The organism is Pseudomonas xantholysinigenes (assembly GCF_014268885.2).
Lineage (GTDB): Bacteria > Pseudomonadota > Gammaproteobacteria > Pseudomonadales > Pseudomonadaceae > Aquipseudomonas > Aquipseudomonas xantholysinigenes.
The window spans coordinates 5544191-5559633 of the sequence record NZ_CP077095.1 but is presented as its reverse complement, the minus strand read 5'-3'; the positions used below and the strand labels follow the sequence as shown (position 1 = coordinate 5559633).

The window sequence follows — 15443 nt, the reverse complement described above, 5'->3', positions numbered from 1 at the left end:
GCAAATCGCCATGCGAGTATTCAACCGTTCATCGGAGTCGCTGGCCAGAGCGCGTGGTTGAGCGGTCGCAGTTAGACGGACGGGACATTTTCGAAATCATGACGCAGAGCAGTTTGGTCCGGGGCGACGCTTGTGTATGCTCGCTGCACATTTGCGGTCAGCCATAACAAGAACACAACAAGAATCCAGCCATATGACCCAGGATTGCATGGCGATCGGAGTATCGCCGCAGACGACACGGAGCGTTCGCAGGCAATTCGCCACACAGTTGTCGATCGAGCGTACCCGCCTGCTTTATCAGGGCTCTCTGTTGCCCACCCTGTTCATGCTGCTCAACGGCCTGCTATGCGCCTGGTTGCTGTGGAGCCCTGCGCGCTACCTGCTGGTGGGCGTGTGGCTGGCCTGGCTGGTGGCGCTGGTGGCGTTGCGGGTGATCCAGGTGGCAGCCTTCGAGGCTGCTTCCCCGGCGCGCCAGGCCAAGCCGGCCTGGCGGCGGATGTTCCTGCTCGGCTCGGCCTTCAGCGGCCTGACCCTGGCCTGCGCGGCGATCGCCCTGGCGCCAGTGGACAATTTCGTGCAGCAGGCCTGGGTGTTCGGCCTGCTCGGCGCGGCGGCGCTGTCGGCCAGCGTCGCCTATGCCGTCAGCCTGCCGGCGTTTCTCAGTTTCGCCCTGCCTTGCCTGTTGCCGCCGATCGCCTTCCTGTTCGTCTACGACGCCGGCCAACTGCGTGGCTGGGGCTGGCTCGGCTTGATCCTGCTGGCGGCGTTCGTGGTGGTCGCCTGGCAGGTCAACCGTCTGATCGAACGCGGCCTGCTGCGGCGTTTCCAGAACCAGGCGCTGATCGAGCATCTGCAAAGTGCCCAACGGCACGGCGAGGACCTCAACCACCAGCTCAGTGCCGAGGTGCGCCAACGTCGCCAGGCCGAGGACGAGTTGCGTCAGGCCCAGGCCGGTCTCGAACAGCGGGTGGTCCAGCGCAGCCTGGAGCTGGACCTGGCCAACCAGGCCCTGAGCAAGAGCGAGCAACGTCTGGCCCTGGCGCTGCAGGCCAGTGAACTGGGCCTGTGGGACTGGAACCTGGAGACCGACGAGGTTCACCACACCCAGTTGCACGCGTTGTTCGGCCTGGACGCGGAGCAGGTGCGCACAGTGGCCGCCGACCTCAAGCCGCGCCTGCACCCCGATGACCTACCGCTACTGCGGCGCACGCTGGTCGAACACCTCAAGGGGCGCACCGAGGATTACCGGGTCGAGTACCGCGTGCGTCACGCCCAGGGCCGCTGGTGCTGGATCGAGGACCGCGGCCGGGCGGTGGAAACCGACGCCGAGGGTAAGGTCCTGCGCATGCTGGGCACCCGTCGTGACATCACCGCGCAAAAGGAGCAGGAGGAACAACAGCGCCTGGCCGCCACGGTGTTCGAGGCGGCCAGCGAGGGCATCGCCATCCTCGATGCCGATTTCCAGCTGCTGGCGGTCAACCAGGCGTTTTGCGACGTCACCGGCCATGGCCGCGCCGAGCTGATAGGCCGTAACGCGCTGGAGTTACCCAGCAGCCGCGATGCGCGGCGCCACAGCCAGGCCATCGACCAGGCCCTGGAGCAGCAGGGCCGCTGGCAGGGTGAGTTGGTCGAGGCGCGCAAGAGCGGCGAGCTTTATCCACAGTGGCTGCAGCTCAACAGCGTGCGCGATGGTCGAGGCGGAACCGTCAATATCGTGGGGTTCTATACCGACCTATCGGCGCGTCGCGAGTCCGAAGAGCGCCTGCGCTACCTGGCCCATTACGACGAACTTACCGGCCTGGCCAACCGCGCGCTGTTCCGCATGCGCTTGCACGAGGCGGCGCAGCGCATTCGCTTGAACGGCCGTAGCCTGGCGTTGCTGCATGTCGACCTAGACCGCTTCAAGCTGCTCAATGAAAGCCTGGGCCACGAGCTGGCCGACCAGTTGCTGAAGAAGATGGCCCAGCGCCTGGCCAATGCGGTACCCGAGGCCGACACCGTCGCACGGTTGTCCGGTGATGAGTTCGCGGTGCTGTTCGATGGCTACACCAACTTGTCCAGCCTGGTGCGTGTCACCACGCGTTTGCTGGACAAGTTGCGGGTGCCCCAGCGGGTGGGTGGTCATGAGGTGGTCATCAGCGCTTCGGTGGGTATCAGCCTGCTGTCCGATGCCAGCTTCGACCTGAACGCACTGGTCAGCCAGGCCGACATGGCCAAGCAACATGCCAAGCACCTGGGCGGCGACAGTTTCCAGTTCTACACCGAGAGCCTGCGTGCCAGCACCCTGGAGCGGCTGCAGCTGGAGAACCAGCTGCGCAAGGCGATCGACGAGGGCCAGTTGCTGGTCTACTACCAGCCCAAGCTGTGTCTGCGCACTGGCCAGTTGCATGCGGCCGAGGCGTTGGTGCGCTGGCAGCACCCGGAGTGGGGCATGGTGCCACCCAGCGAGTTCATCGGCCTGGCCGAGGAAACCGGGTTGATCGCGCCGATGGGAGAATTCGTCCTGCGCCAGGCGTGCTGGCAAGCCTGCGAATGGCTGCGCCAAGGCATGGAGGTACGGGTTTCGGTCAACCTGTCGGTATACCAGCTGCGCCAGGGCAAGCTGGTCAGCCTGGTGCGCCAGGTCCTGCAGGAGTCAGGGCTGGCGCCACACCTGCTGGAGTTGGAGCTGACCGAGAGCCAGCTGATCGACAGCGTCGAGCACATCATCGTCACCTTCGAGCAGTTGCACGCGCTGGGGGTGAAACTGGCGATCGATGATTTTGGCACCGGTTATTCGTCGTTGAGCTACCTCAAGCGCTTCCCGGTGGACTACGTGAAGATCGACCAGGCATTCATCCGCGGTTTGCTCGAAGGCAGCCAGGATGCAGCGATCACGCGGGCGATCATCGCCATGGCCAAGAGCCTGCAACTGAAGGTGGTGGCCGAAGGGGTCGAAACCCTGGAGCAACTGGCATTCCTGCGTGAACACGGATGCGATGAAGTCCAGGGCTACCTGATCAGTCGGCCAGTGGACGCCGGTGCGTTCAAGGCCTTGTTGCAGCGGCCGCATGCGCATCTCAAGGCATGAGTATCGGTCGCTGCGTCTTGATCAGTGGGTGACGATGACGTCGGTGATACGGGTGATCAGCTCGCCCTCGTGGAAGATATCCACTGCTGGAATGAAGCCGTGAACACCAGGCAGCTCGAAGCGTACAGGCTTGTCAGTGACTACCTGCAGGACGGAGCCTTCGATCTGCTGCAGGTTGAGTTCCAGTGCCAGGGCGAAGGATTTGTCCTGTACGGCGCGTACGCGCAGCACCGGCTGGATGCCTGGATGGGCGACGGTCACGGTGCCGAAAACGCGCAGGGCGCTGTTGCCTGGCATCTTGTCGTTGCGGGCGGTCCAGTCTTTGGATTGGATGTACATGGTGCTTCCTTGTCTACCGGGCGACGCGGAATGCGTCGCTAAGGACCTAAGAATGCCCAGGCCAGGACGTCACCGGCAGCGGGAAGGCGTTCAGCTATGCCAATGAGTGCCCTGGCGCGCCAGCAAGCTGTTGGCCTGCTCCGGGCCATTGCTGCCGGCGGGGTAGGGGCGTGGTGCCTGGAAGTGTTCCGCCCAGCCCTGCAGGATCGGATCGACCCAGGCCCAGGCGGCCTCGACTTCGTCGCGGCGCATGAATAGCGTCGAATCGCCTTCCAGTACATCCAGCAACAGGCGTTCGTAGGCTTCCCAGCGGCGGGTCTGGGCGAACGCCTGGGCCAGGTTGAGGTCCAGCTCGACTGGTGCCAGGCGCATGCCCTTGCCTGGGCTCTTGGTCATCATGCGCAGGCTGATGTGCTCGTCCGGCTGCAGCTGGATCAGCAACTGGTTGACCTGGCCACCGCTGAACAGCTCGTGGGGCACGGGCTTGAACTGGATGACGATCTGCGACGAGCGCCGTGCCATGCGCTTGCCGGTGCGCAGGTAGAACGGCACGCCGGCCCAACGCCAGTTCTCGACATGCGCCTGGACCGCGACGAAGGTCTCGGTATCGCTGTCGTTATCCACATCCTTTTCGAAGTAGTAGGCCGGGACTTCCTGGCCGCCGATCTTGCCGGCGCCGTATTGGCCGCGCACGGTGGTGTCCTGCACGTCCTGGCCGGTGATGGGCCTGAGCGCGCGGAGGATCTTCACTTTCTCGTCACGCACCGCTTCGGCTTCGAACTGCGCCGGCGGCTCCATCGCCACCAGGCACAGCAACTGCAGCAGGTGGTTCTGCAGCATGTCGCGGGTGGCGCCGGCCCGGTCGTAATAGGCACCGCGGTTTTCCACGCCGAGGGTCTCGCACACGCTGATCTGCACATGGTCGACCTGGCTGTTGCGCCACACGGGCTCCAGCAGGGCATTGGCGAAGCGCAGGGCCATGAGGTTCTGCACGGTTTCCTTGCCCAGGTAGTGGTCGATGCGAAATACGTGGGACTCGGCGAACACCTCGCCGATCGCCTCGTTGATGGCGGTGGCGGACGCCAGCGAATGGCCGATCGGCTTTTCCAGCACGATGCGCGCCTCGCTGTCGGCAAGGCCAGCGATGCGCAGGTGATTGGCGATGGGCACGAACAGCTTGGGCGCAGTGGCCAGGTAGTAGATGCGGGTCAAGCCGCCGGGTTCGCCCAGGTAGCGGGCCAGGCGGCCGAAGTCGGCGCTCTGCGCGGCGTCCATGGGGAAGTAGTCGAGCCGTGCCGAGAAGCGCTGCCAGACGTCCTCGTCGAAGTCCTGGCGGGCGATCTGCGCTCGGCAATGGCGCTCGGCGAGCTTGACGTAGTCGTTGCGCGACAGGTGGCGCCGGGCCAGGGAAATGATCCGCACGGCATTGTGCAGGCGGGCCTCGCGATACAGGTGGTAGAGCGCCGGCAGCAGCTTGTGCAGGGCCAGGTCGCCAGTGCCGCCGAAAACCAGGATGTCGCAAGGAATCGTCAAACCACCACTCTCCACGTTCGATTAGCTGGGCGGGTTGGCAAGCATGTAGTATAACTACAAGAAAGCTACATCCCGGCACGCCGATCATAACCGAGTCCAGCCCGTGAATCTGTTGCAACATATCGACCAATCGCGCCACCTGCTGCGCAAATCGGAACTCAAAGTGGCCGACCACGTGCTGCTCGATCCGGCTGCCGTCATGCACAGCTCGATGGCCGACCTGGCGCACAGCGTGGGAATCAGCGAGCCGACCATCGTGCGCTTCTGCCGGGCGATCGGTTGTTCGGGCTTCCAGGACCTCAAGCTCAAGCTGGCGCAAAGCCTGGCCGCGGGTGCCAGTTTTGGCCAGTTCGCCATCCATGAAGACGATTCGGTCGCCGACTACAGCCTGAAAATCTTCGACACAACCCTGCATACGCTGATGGAGGTGCGCGAGCACCTTGACCCGCAAGCCTTGCAGCAGGCGGTGACGGCCATGGCCCAGGCCCAGCGCGTGGAGTTCTATGGCTTTGGCGCCTCCGGCGCGGTGGCGGCTGATGCCCAGCACAAGTTCTTCCGTCTGCTGCTCAGCGCCGCGGCCTACTCCGACCCGCACATGCAGGCGATGTCGGCGGTCACCTTGAAGCCGGGTGACGTGGCCGTGTGCATTTCGCAGTCGGGGCGTTCGAAGGACTTGCTGATCACCGCCAACCTGGTGCGCGAGAGCGGTGCCAACCTGATCACCCTGTGCCCGAGCCAGACGCCACTGGCGGAGTTGTCGACGGTCAACCTGGCCATCGATGTACACGAAGACACCGAAATCTACACGCCGCTGACCTCGCGTATCGCCCACCTGGTGGTGATCGACGTGCTGGCCATGGGCGTGGCCATGGCCCGTGGACCGAGCCTGGTCAACCATCTCAAGAGCGTGAAGCGCAGCTTGCGCAGCCTGCGGTTGTCGCCCAAGTCGATCAAGGCGACTGACGACTGATCGCCCGTTCGAGCCTTTTCGCGGGTAAACCCGCTCCCACAGATGTATTGCCTTGCTTGCAGTCGGCGGCGAACCAGTGGGAGCGGGTTTACCCGCGAAAGGGCTGAAAGAATTCATCGATCTGTCACCCTTTGGCAGCGAAACGGCAAAACAAGCTTGCCAGTCTGAAACTCCCGCACCCTATCTGGGAGACAGGCAATGGCACATGATCACGCAAGTGTGTACCAACCCAACGCCAAGGCTCGCAAGCAGCAGGAAAAGGACCAGCGGCGCATGGAGTTCCGTCGCGCGATAGAGAGCTACTGCGACCAGCGCCAGCTGCTGCGCGATATCGCCGATTACCCCGACCTGCAAGAGATCACGGTGTGGCAGGTATCGGCGGCAGCTTCCCCGAGAAACGCTCCACAAGCCCGCTGATCTGCGCACGTTCGCCGCGAATGAACGCTTGGAACGCCAGCGCCACCGGTGACTGGCGCTTGCTTTTGGATTGCACCAGGCACCAGCTGCGGTACAGCGGCAGTTCCTCGACCGGCAGCTCGCGGAGCACGCCGGTGGCCAGCTCCAGGTTCACCGCATGGCGAGTCAGCAAGGCGATGCCCAGCCCGGCGACCACGCACTCGCGCTGCGAATCGGTGGAAGCCACCTCGAGGGTCTGGCTGAAATGCACGCGCTTGTCCTTGAAAAACTCCTCGCAGGCCTTGCGCGTGCCCGAACCCTGTTCGCGGACCAACAGGGTATGAGGCTCGAGATCTTGCAAGCGCAGTTGCTCGAGCAGGCACAGCGGATGATCCGGCGGCGCCACGGCGACGATCGGGTTGTTGAGGAAGGGCAGGAACTCAAGCCCCATGTCCTGGGGCACCATGGACATGATCACCAGGTCGTCGCGGTTGTCCGACAGCCTGCGAATTGCCTGGGCCCGATTGACCACGGTCAGGGTCAGGTTGACCTCCGGGTGGCGCTGCTTGAAGGCGGCGAACAGGTGTGGCACGAAGTACTTGGCGCTGGACTCGATTGCCAGTTTCAGCTGACCCTGCAGTGAGCCCTGCATGTCCGAAAGCTGCATGTCGAGGTTTTCCAGGCGCCCGAAAATGTCGCGGCTGGCGCGTTGCAGCGCCTCGGCGGCTTCGGTCAGGTAGAGCTTCTTGCCGACGTACTCGAACAAAGGCTGGCCGACCAGTTCCTCGAGCTGACGGATCTGTAGACTAACGGCGGGTTGCGTCAGCGCCATCTCCTCGGCCGCCCGGCTGTAGGAACGCAGATCACAGACTTCGTTGAAGATCTGAAGCTGACGTAAAGTCATACGCATCAAGGACTTACGCATTTATTGCGGGGCTCCGGCAAAACCTTGTTACCTCACTATAAGCTTTTGCTAATACTGCCTCTAACAATTATTGATTTTTGTTTATCGTCCTTCAGCGCTAGGGTGATTGTGCGACTGGCCAGCGACATCTGGTCACGCGCCGACCGGTAGAACCGGATCGTCTGTTCCTACGGCTTTGGGAAGAATCCAGTGATAAAAAAAATCCTGATCGCCAACCGGGGTGAAATCGCAGTTCGGATCGTGCGTGCCTGCGCCGAAATGGGCATTCGCTCCGTGGCGATCTACGCCGACGCCGACCGTCACGCCTTGCACGTCAAGCGCGCCGACGAGGCCTACAGCATCGGGGCCGAGCCGCTGGCCGGCTACCTGAACCCGCGCAAGCTGGTGAACCTTGCTGTGGAAACCGGCTGTGACGCCCTGCACCCGGGCTACGGTTTCCTGTCGGAAAATGCCGAGCTGGCGGAGATCTGCGCTGAACGCGGGATCAAGTTCATAGGCCCTTCCGCTGAGGTCATCCGCCGCATGGGCGACAAGACCGAAGCGCGCCGCACCATGATCGCGGCGGGGGTGCCGGTCACGCCGGGCACCGAAGGCAACGTCGCCGATATCCACGAAGCCCTGCGCGAAGGCGACCGCATCGGTTACCCGGTGATGCTCAAGGCCACCTCCGGTGGTGGCGGGCGCGGCATTCGCCGTTGCAACAGCCGTGAGGAACTGGAGCAGAACTTCCCCCGGGTGATCTCCGAGGCCACCAAGGCCTTCGGCTCCGCGGAAGTGTTCCTGGAAAAATGCATCGTCAACCCCAAGCACATCGAGGCGCAGATCCTCGGTGACAGCTTCGGCAACGTCGTGCACCTGTTCGAGCGCGACTGCTCGATCCAGCGTCGCAACCAGAAGCTCATCGAGATCGCCCCGAGCCCGCAGTTGACGCCTGAGCAGCGCGCCTACATCGGCGACCTCGCGGTGCGCGCGGCCAAGGCGGTGAACTACGAGAACGCCGGTACCGTGGAGTTCCTGCTCGCCGAAGGCGAGGTGTACTTCATGGAAATGAACACCCGGGTGCAGGTGGAACACACCATTACCGAGGAAATCACCGGCATCGACATCGTCCGCGAGCAGATTCGCATTGCCTCGGGCCTGCCGCTGTCGATCAAGCAGGAAGACATCCAGCACCGCGGCTACGCCCTGCAGTTCCGTATCAATGCCGAGGACCCGAAGAACAACTTCCTCCCCAGCTTCGGCAAGATCACCCGCTACTACGCCCCGGGCGGCCCGGGCGTGCGCACCGACACGGCCATCTATACCGGCTACACCATCCCGCCGTTCTACGACTCCATGTGCCTGAAACTGGTGGTCTGGGCGCTGACCTGGGAAGAAGCCATGGACCGCGGCCTGCGGGCCCTGGACGACATGCGCGTGCAAGGGGTGAAGACCACCGCCGCGTACTACCAGGAAATCCTGCGCAATCCGGAATTCCGTAGCGGCCAGTTCAATACCAGCTTCGTCGAAAGCCACCCCGAACTGACCAACTACTCGATCAAGCGCAAACCCGAAGAGCTGGCCCTGGCCATCGCCGCCGCCATCGCCGCCCACGCAGGCCTATGAATGCAGCTGCAAGCTGTAAGCGGCAAGCCGCAAGTAAAGCAGGTCAGCTTTTTCTTGCGGCTTGTAGCTTGAAACTTGCCGCTACGAGGAGATAACAATGTCCAAGAAAATTCACGTAACCGACACGATCCTGCGCGACGCCCACCAGTCCCTGCTGGCCACCCGCATGCGTACCGAAGACATGCTGCCGATCTGCGACAAGCTCGACAAGGTCGGCTACTGGTCGCTGGAAGTCTGGGGCGGCGCCACCTTCGACGCCTGCGTGCGCTTCCTGAAGGAAGACCCTTGGGAGCGCCTGCGCAAGTTGCGCAATGCCTTGCCCAACACTCGGCTGCAGATGCTCCTGCGTGGCCAGAACCTGCTCGGCTACCGCCACTACAGCGACGACGTGGTCAAGGCCTTCGTCGCCAAGGCCGCGGTCAACGGCATCGATGTGTTCCGCATCTTCGACGCCATGAACGACGTGCGTAACCTGCGCGTGGCCATCGAGGCGGTGAAAGCCGCCGGCAAGCACGCCCAGGGCACCATCGCCTACACCACCAGCCCGGTGCACACCATCGACGCCTTCGTGAAGCAGGCCAAGCAGATGGAAGCGATGGGTTGCGACTCGGTGGCGATCAAGGACATGGCCGGCCTGCTGACCCCGTTCGCCACCGGCGAGCTGGTCAAGGCACTGAAGGCCGAGCAATCGCTGCCGGTGTTCATCCACTCCCACGACACCGCCGGCCTGGCCGCCATGTGCCAGCTCAAGGCGGTGGAAAACGGCGCCGATCATATCGACACCGCCATCTCCAGCTTCGCCTGGGGCACCAGCCACCCAGGCACCGAGTCGATGGTCGCCGCGCTCAAGGGCAGCGAGTTCGACACCGGCCTGGACCTGGAGCTGCTGCAGGAGATCGGCCTGTACTTCTACGCCGTGCGCAAGAAGTACCACCAGTTCGAGAGTGAGTTCACCGCCGTGGACACCCGCGTGCAGGTCAACCAGGTGCCGGGTGGGATGATTTCCAACCTGGCCAACCAGCTCAAGGAGCAGGGTGCTCTCAACCGCATGAACGAAGTGCTGGCGGAGATCCCGCGGGTGCGCGAAGACCTCGGTTTCCCGCCGCTGGTCACGCCGACCTCGCAGATCGTCGGCACCCAGGCGTTCTTCAACGTGCTGGCCGGCGAGCGCTACAAGACCATCACCAACGAGGTGAAGCTGTACCTGCAGGGCGGCTACGGCAAGGCCCCGGGCGTGGTCAACGAGCAGTTGCGTCGCCAGGCCATCGGCAGCGAGGACGTGATCGACGTACGCCCGGCCGACCTGCTCAAACCGGAAATGGCCAAGTTGCGTGCCGATATCGGCGCCTTGGCCCAGAACGAAGAGGATGTGCTGACCTTCGCTATGTTCCCGGACATCGGGCGCAAGTTCCTCGAGGAGCGTGCCGCCGGCACCCTGACCCCTGAAGTGCTGCTGCCAATTCCGGAAGCCGGCGCCGTGGCGTCGGTAGGCGGCGAGGGCGTGCCGACCGAGTTCGTCATCGATGTGCACGGTGAGACCTACCGCGTCGACATCACCGGTGTCGGCGTCAAGGCCGAAGGCAAGCGTCACTTCTACCTGTCCATCGATGGCATGCCGGAAGAGGTGGTGTTCGAGCCGCTCAACGAGTTCGTCGGTGGTGGCGGCAGCAAGCGCAAGCAGGCCAGCGCGCCGGGCCATGTCAGCACCAGCATGCCGGGCAACATCGTCGATGTGCTGGTCAAGGAGGGCGATGTGGTCAAGGCCGGCCAGGCGGTGCTGATCACCGAGGCAATGAAGATGGAGACCGAAGTGCAGGCGGCTATCGCCGGCAAGGTCGTGGCCATCCACGTGGCCAAGGGCGACCGGGTCACCCCGGGCGAAATCCTGATCGAGATCGAAGGCTGACAGACGCCTTCATCTGCAAGTGGTTAACCTCTGGGGAGCGAAGGCTCCCCTTTTTTTGTGCTGGGTTTTCTGGCCCTTTCGCGGGTAAACCCGCTCCCACAGAGGCTGCGTTGACCTCAGGGCATGCACCACACCTGTGGGAGCGGGTTTACCCGCGAAGGGGCCGGTGAGGTTTGAGCAAGGCTCAGCCCTGACGGCATTTCTCCAAGGTTCGCACCTGGCCTTCGGGCTGCTGGTTCTCCACGCTCAACCAGCGCTCGAACCCTGCCGCCACCGCTGGCCATTCGGTATCGGTGATCGCATACCACGCCGTGTCCCGATTGCGATCCTTGACCACCATGTGGTTGCGGAACACGCCCTCGAAGGCGAAGCCAAACCGCTCGGCCGCGCGCTTGGAGCGAGCATTGGCGTTGTTGCACTTCCACTCCAGCCGCCGATTGCCCAGCTCGAAGCCCAGCTTGCCCAGCAGGTACACGGCTTCGGTGCCCTTTGGCGTGCGCTGCATGGCGGCGCCGAAGGCGATATGGCCGATTTCGAAACGCCCTTGTTCCGGGACGATCGACATGTAGCTGAGAATGCCTTGGACCTGGCCGTTGAATCGGTCGATGACGCTGTAGAACAGCGGATCGCGACTGGCGGCGTTAGCCTCCAGCCAACGGTCGAAGCTGGCGCGTTCATGGAATGGCCCATAAGGCAGGTAGTCCCACAGTACCGGGTCCGAGCCCGGCCCTTGCAGCACGTCCCAAAGATCATCGCCATGACGCCCCGGGTCGAGCTTTTCCAGGCGGATGAAGCGGCCTTCGATGGGTTCGGCCTTGGGCGTGCCGGCGGGTGTCCAGTTCAATACGTCGCTCATGGTCGGCCTATAGTGCCTTGCGAAATTGGATGAAGCCCGGGCGCTCGGCGACCTGCTCGTAAAGGCCGATGGCGGTGGCGTTGGTCTCATGGGTCAGCCAGTGCACCTTGCTGCAGCCTGCGGCCTTGGCCGTGGCGTACACATGCTCGATCAGCTGGCGGCCAATGCCCAGGCCGCGGACTTCGCTGTTCACATAAAGGTCCTGCAGGTAGCAGGAATTCTCGATGCTCCAGTTGGAGCGATGGTAGATGAAGTTGACCATGCCCACTGCCTTGCCATCGACCCAGGCGAGTGTCGAGTGGGTCGGCTCGTTGGGATCGAGCAGGCGTTGCCAGGTATTGGCGCTGACGCTGTCGGCCAGTTCGGTCTGGTAGAAGCGCAGGTAGGCCTGCCAGAGAGGCAGCCAGGCAGTGTGGTCGTCGGCGCCGACCGGGCGCAAGGTAACGTGGGTCATTGGGCGTTTCCTTCAGAGATTGCGCATCTGCGCGGCGAGTTGGCTATCGAGAAAATCAGCGCTGGCGCCCAGGCCCTCGCGCACGCCGGCGATATCCTGCTGGGAGCGGTTCTGGCTGAGCTTGCGTGCACCTTGCAGGCGGGTGATGGGCAGGCGGATGCCGACAATGGCGCGGAGCATGCCTTCCAGGTAGTCAGCGGGGGCATCGGCCACTTGCCAGGGGCGGTCGCGGCCCTGTTCGTGGCGATCGGTCAGGCGGCTGACGATATCCAGCAGCGGCGCGGCCTGGTGAATCACCTCGACCGGGCCATAGGCGTGCACGGCGGTGTAGTTCCAGGTCGGTACCACGCGGGGGTTGTCGTGCTTGCTCGGGTAGTAGCCCGGGCTGACATAGGCATCGACGCCGGGGAATACCAGCAGCGCCTCGCCGCCTTGCTCCAGGTCGTGCCACTGCGGGTTGGCCCGGGCCAGATGGCCGTAGACGGTGCCGAACTCGCCTTCCTCTGGGGCGACCAGCACTGGCAGATGGGTGGCCAGCAGGCCCTGTTCGCCGTGGCTGACCAGCAGGGCCAGGCGGGTCTGCTGCATGTGCAGGTGCAGCCGGCAGAGGTCGTGTTCCTGGTGCGGTTTGCTGTTGTACATGGGGCAGGGTCCTTGTCGAATGGCTCCATGCTAGGCAGGCTATTGGTTCTGTGTAAGAGCCATTAATGGTCATTTTCATAGGTCCAATGCCATGCGTGAGCTGTCCCATGCGTTGCCGTTCGATCCCGCCGGTATCGTCCTCGATCGACGGCGTGGCTTAAGCCAGCAGCTTTACCAGGCCTTGCGCGCCCGGGTGCTCGATGGTCGCCTGGGCAGCGGCACGCGCTTGCCTGCCACGCGCGACCTGGCTGCCATCCTGGCGCTGTCGCGCAATAGCGTGATGCGGGCCTATGACCAGTTGTATGCCGAGGGTTTCATTGAAAGCCGGGTCGGGGATGGCACCTATGTGAGCCAGCTACCGAAACTATCCACACAACTGTCCACAGGGTTATCCCTGGGTTTATCAACAGGGTTATCCACATTTTCGCCTTCTGATACTGAGGATTTATCCAGCTTCGCAGTGCCCAGCGAGCCGTTTCGGCGCCTGGAAAATCATCATCTGCCACCGCCCAAAAGTGGTCCTCCTCGGGCCTTCCGAGTGGGCGTGCCGGCGTACGATCTGTTTCCTTTCGAGACCTGGGCCAAGCTGCACGCGGGTTTATGGCGTAACCCCGACCCTGCGTTGCTGGGTTATGGAGACCCGGCAGGGGAGCTGTCGTTGCGCACGCTGATCGCAACCTACTTGCGTCGCTCACGCGGGCTTTCCTGCATGGCTGAACAAATTGTGATCACCAGTGGCGCGCAGGAGGCCATCAGCCTTTGTGCACAGTTGCTGTTGCAGCCGGGTGATGGCGTGGCTGTGGAAAACCCTGGGTACCGGGCGGCCGGGCATGCCTTTGCCATGACCGGGGCGCAACCCAGGGGCATGCCGGTGGACGCCGAAGGCATGGACTGCACGAACCTGGCAGGTTGCCGCCTGGCCTATGTCACGCCGGCCCACCAGTACCCGACCGGGGTCACCATGAGCCTGGCGCGGCGTCTGGCGCTGCTGGCCTGGGCCGAGCGGGAGGATGCCTGGATCATCGAGGACGACTACGACGGCGAGTACCGCTACAGCGGCGCGCCATTGGCTCCGCTGGCCACGCTGGACCGGCACGGCCGGGTGCTGTACGTCGGTACTTTCGGCAAGATCGCCTTCCCTGCGATGCGCCTGGGTTACCTGGTGCTGCCACCGCGGCTGGTGCAGGGGTTCAGCCAGGCGCGGGCACTGGCGGTGCGGCACTCGGAGGTGGGCACTCAGTGGGTCATGGCGCAGTTCATGGCCCAGGGACATTTCCAGCGGCACATCCGACGCATGCGGCGAGCGGCATTGGCGCGGCGCAATGTGCTGATGGCTGGCTGGCCGGTGGATGTGCCGGGGCTGGGGGCGATGCCGGAGGTGGCGGCGGGGCTGCATGTGAAAGTGGCTGTGGATAACCTTGCTAGAGAGCAGGAGCTGCTGGCCTTGGCGGAGGCGGTCGGGGTCGAGATGAATCCGCTGAGTTCGTTTTGGCTGGAGGACAGCAGCGTGCCTGTGGATAAGCGGGCCGGGCTGGTGCTGGGGTTCGCCGCAGTGCCGGAAGCCCAGATCGCGGCCGCGCTGATGCGCCTGCGCAAGGTGTGGAAGCGCTGAGTTCGGGGCTGCGGGGCAGCCCCGAATCCATCAGGTACCCGACTTGATCCTGGTCCAGGCACGGGTGCGCGCGCGCTCGGCGTCACGTGGCAGCGGTTTCAAGGTGTACAGCTTGGCCATCGCCTGTGCCGTGGGGTACAGGTTCGGGTTGTCGCGGATCGCCGGGCTGACTTTGTCGGTGGCATCCTTGTTCGGGTTGGGATAACCGACGAAGTCGCTGATAGGTGCTATCACCTCGGGCCTGAGCAGGTAGTTGATGAACGCGTGGGCATCGTCCGGGTTCGCGGCATTCTTCGGAATCGCCAGCATGTCGAACCAGATAGGCGCGCCCTCCTTGGGCAGGCGCATGTCCACCACCACGCCATTGTTCGCTTCGCGGGCGCGGTTGGCCGCCTGGGAGAAGCTGCCCGAGTAGCCCACCGCCACGCAGATATCGCCGTTGGCGATGTCGGCCATGTACTTGGAGGAGTGGAAGTAGGTGATGGACGGGCGAATCTTCAGCAGCAGGTCCTGGGCCTTCTGGTAGTCGGCCGGCTTGCCGCTATTGGGGTCCAGGCCCAGGTACGCCAAGGCCAGCGGCAGGATCTCCGACGGCGAGTCGAGCAGCGCGACGCCGCATTGCTTGAGCTTGGCGATGTTCTCGGGCTTGAAGATCAGGTCCCAGCTATCCACCGGCGCGTTGTCGCCGAGCGCGGCCTTGACCTTGGCCGGGTTGAAGCCGATCAGCACGGTGCCGTACATGTAGGGCACCGCATGCCGGTTGCCAGGGTCGTTGGCCTCGATCAGCTTCATCAGCGCCGGGTCCAGATGCTGCCAGTTGGGCAGCTTGGCGCGGTCCAGGGGCTGGAATACGCCGGCCTCGATCTGCTTGGCGAGAAACACGTTGGACGGTACCACCACGTCGTAGCCGGAATTGCCGGTGAGCAGCTTGGCCTCCAATGCCTCGTTGGTATCGAAGATGTCGTACACCAGCTTCACGCCGCTGTCCTGCTGGAACCCGCTGAGGGTCTGTGGGGTGATGTAGTCGAACCAGTTGAAGACCCGCAGGGTGCGCTGTTCGGCATGGGCCGGGAGCAACCCGGCGAGCAGGCCGGCAGTGATGAGCGGGGTGAGCAGTTGCTTGAGTCGGATCATG

At 63.7% G+C, this 15443-nt stretch carries 13 protein-coding genes; 6 read left to right on the top strand and 7 right to left on the bottom strand.

Annotated features, from left to right (window positions below; translation table 11 throughout):
* Positions 1 to 193 precede the first annotated feature (193 nt).
* A complete protein-coding gene (locus HU772_RS24675; RefSeq protein WP_186652937.1) occupies positions 194 to 3070 on the top strand; it encodes a putative bifunctional diguanylate cyclase/phosphodiesterase in 2877 nt (958 codons plus the stop codon).
* Between the two features lie 21 nt (positions 3071 to 3091).
* Here the strand turns inward: HU772_RS24675 and HU772_RS24670 are convergent, their stop codons facing one another.
* A complete protein-coding gene (locus HU772_RS24670) occupies positions 3092 to 3409 on the bottom strand; it encodes a hypothetical protein (RefSeq protein WP_186652940.1) in 318 nt (105 codons plus the stop codon).
* A gap of 90 nt (positions 3410 to 3499) precedes the next feature.
* Positions 3500 to 4942, bottom strand: coding sequence for a glucose-6-phosphate dehydrogenase (gene zwf, locus HU772_RS24665; protein ID WP_186652942.1), 1443 nt, complete (start codon positions 4940 to 4942; stop codon positions 3500 to 3502).
* 103 nt (positions 4943 to 5045) lie between these two features.
* On the opposite strand from zwf, the gene hexR reads away from it, so the two are divergent.
* Together hexR and HU772_RS24655 are read left to right on the top strand one after the other, a co-directional pair.
* Positions 5046 to 5912: a transcriptional regulator HexR gene (gene hexR / locus HU772_RS24660; protein WP_023630201.1), complete on the top strand. Its 867-nt coding sequence runs from the start codon at positions 5046 to 5048 to the stop codon at positions 5910 to 5912.
* A gap of 198 nt (positions 5913 to 6110) precedes the next feature.
* Positions 6111 to 6329, top strand: a complete 219-nt coding sequence (locus HU772_RS24655; protein ID WP_186652944.1) for a PA3496 family putative envelope integrity protein — start codon at positions 6111 to 6113, stop codon at positions 6327 to 6329.
* On the opposite strand, the gene HU772_RS24650 is transcribed toward HU772_RS24655, so the two are convergent.
* Positions 6271 to 7218, bottom strand: a complete 948-nt coding sequence (locus tag HU772_RS24650) for a LysR family transcriptional regulator (RefSeq protein ID WP_186653179.1) — start codon at positions 7216 to 7218, stop codon at positions 6271 to 6273. The genes HU772_RS24655 and HU772_RS24650 overlap by 59 nt on opposite strands.
* A gap of 204 nt (positions 7219 to 7422) precedes the next feature.
* Here HU772_RS24650 and HU772_RS24645 point away from each other — a divergent pair, with 204 nt between their 5' ends.
* Together HU772_RS24645 and oadA are read left to right on the top strand one after the other, a co-directional pair.
* Positions 7423 to 8838 carry an acetyl-CoA carboxylase biotin carboxylase subunit gene (locus HU772_RS24645; protein WP_186652946.1) on the top strand — a complete coding sequence of 472 codons (1416 nt, stop codon included), beginning with the start codon at positions 7423 to 7425 and terminating at the stop codon, positions 8836 to 8838.
* A gap of 97 nt (positions 8839 to 8935) precedes the next feature.
* The gene (gene oadA, locus HU772_RS24640) at positions 8936 to 10744 is read left to right on the top strand and encodes a sodium-extruding oxaloacetate decarboxylase subunit alpha (RefSeq protein WP_186652948.1); all 1809 of its coding nucleotides are present in this window, start codon (positions 8936 to 8938) and stop codon (positions 10742 to 10744) included.
* A 184-nt stretch (positions 10745 to 10928) separates the two neighbouring features.
* On the opposite strand, the gene HU772_RS24635 is transcribed toward oadA, so the two are convergent.
* The 3 genes from HU772_RS24635 to HU772_RS24625 are packed head-to-tail and all read right to left on the bottom strand — an operon-like array spanning position 10929 to position 12696.
* The gene (locus HU772_RS24635) at positions 10929 to 11600 is read right to left on the bottom strand and encodes a GNAT family N-acetyltransferase (protein ID WP_186652950.1); all 672 of its coding nucleotides are present in this window, start codon (positions 11598 to 11600) and stop codon (positions 10929 to 10931) included.
* A gap of 7 nt (positions 11601 to 11607) precedes the next feature.
* The gene (locus tag HU772_RS24630; RefSeq protein ID WP_186652952.1) at positions 11608 to 12054 is read right to left on the bottom strand and encodes a GNAT family N-acetyltransferase; all 447 of its coding nucleotides are present in this window, start codon (positions 12052 to 12054) and stop codon (positions 11608 to 11610) included.
* 12 nt (positions 12055 to 12066) lie between these two features.
* Positions 12067 to 12696 carry an FMN-binding negative transcriptional regulator gene (locus tag HU772_RS24625; protein WP_186652954.1) on the bottom strand — a complete coding sequence of 210 codons (630 nt, stop codon included), beginning with the start codon at positions 12694 to 12696 and terminating at the stop codon, positions 12067 to 12069.
* 91 nt (positions 12697 to 12787) lie between these two features.
* On the opposite strand from HU772_RS24625, the gene pdxR reads away from it, so the two are divergent.
* Positions 12788 to 14308, top strand: coding sequence for a MocR-like pyridoxine biosynthesis transcription factor PdxR (gene pdxR, locus HU772_RS24620; protein WP_186652956.1), 1521 nt, complete (start codon positions 12788 to 12790; stop codon positions 14306 to 14308).
* A 30-nt stretch (positions 14309 to 14338) separates the two neighbouring features.
* On the opposite strand, the gene HU772_RS24615 is transcribed toward pdxR, so the two are convergent.
* Complete coding sequence (locus HU772_RS24615; RefSeq protein ID WP_186652958.1) at positions 14339 to 15442, bottom strand: polyamine ABC transporter substrate-binding protein; 1104 nt, start codon at positions 15440 to 15442, stop codon at positions 14339 to 14341.
* Position 15443: the final 1 nt, after the last annotated feature.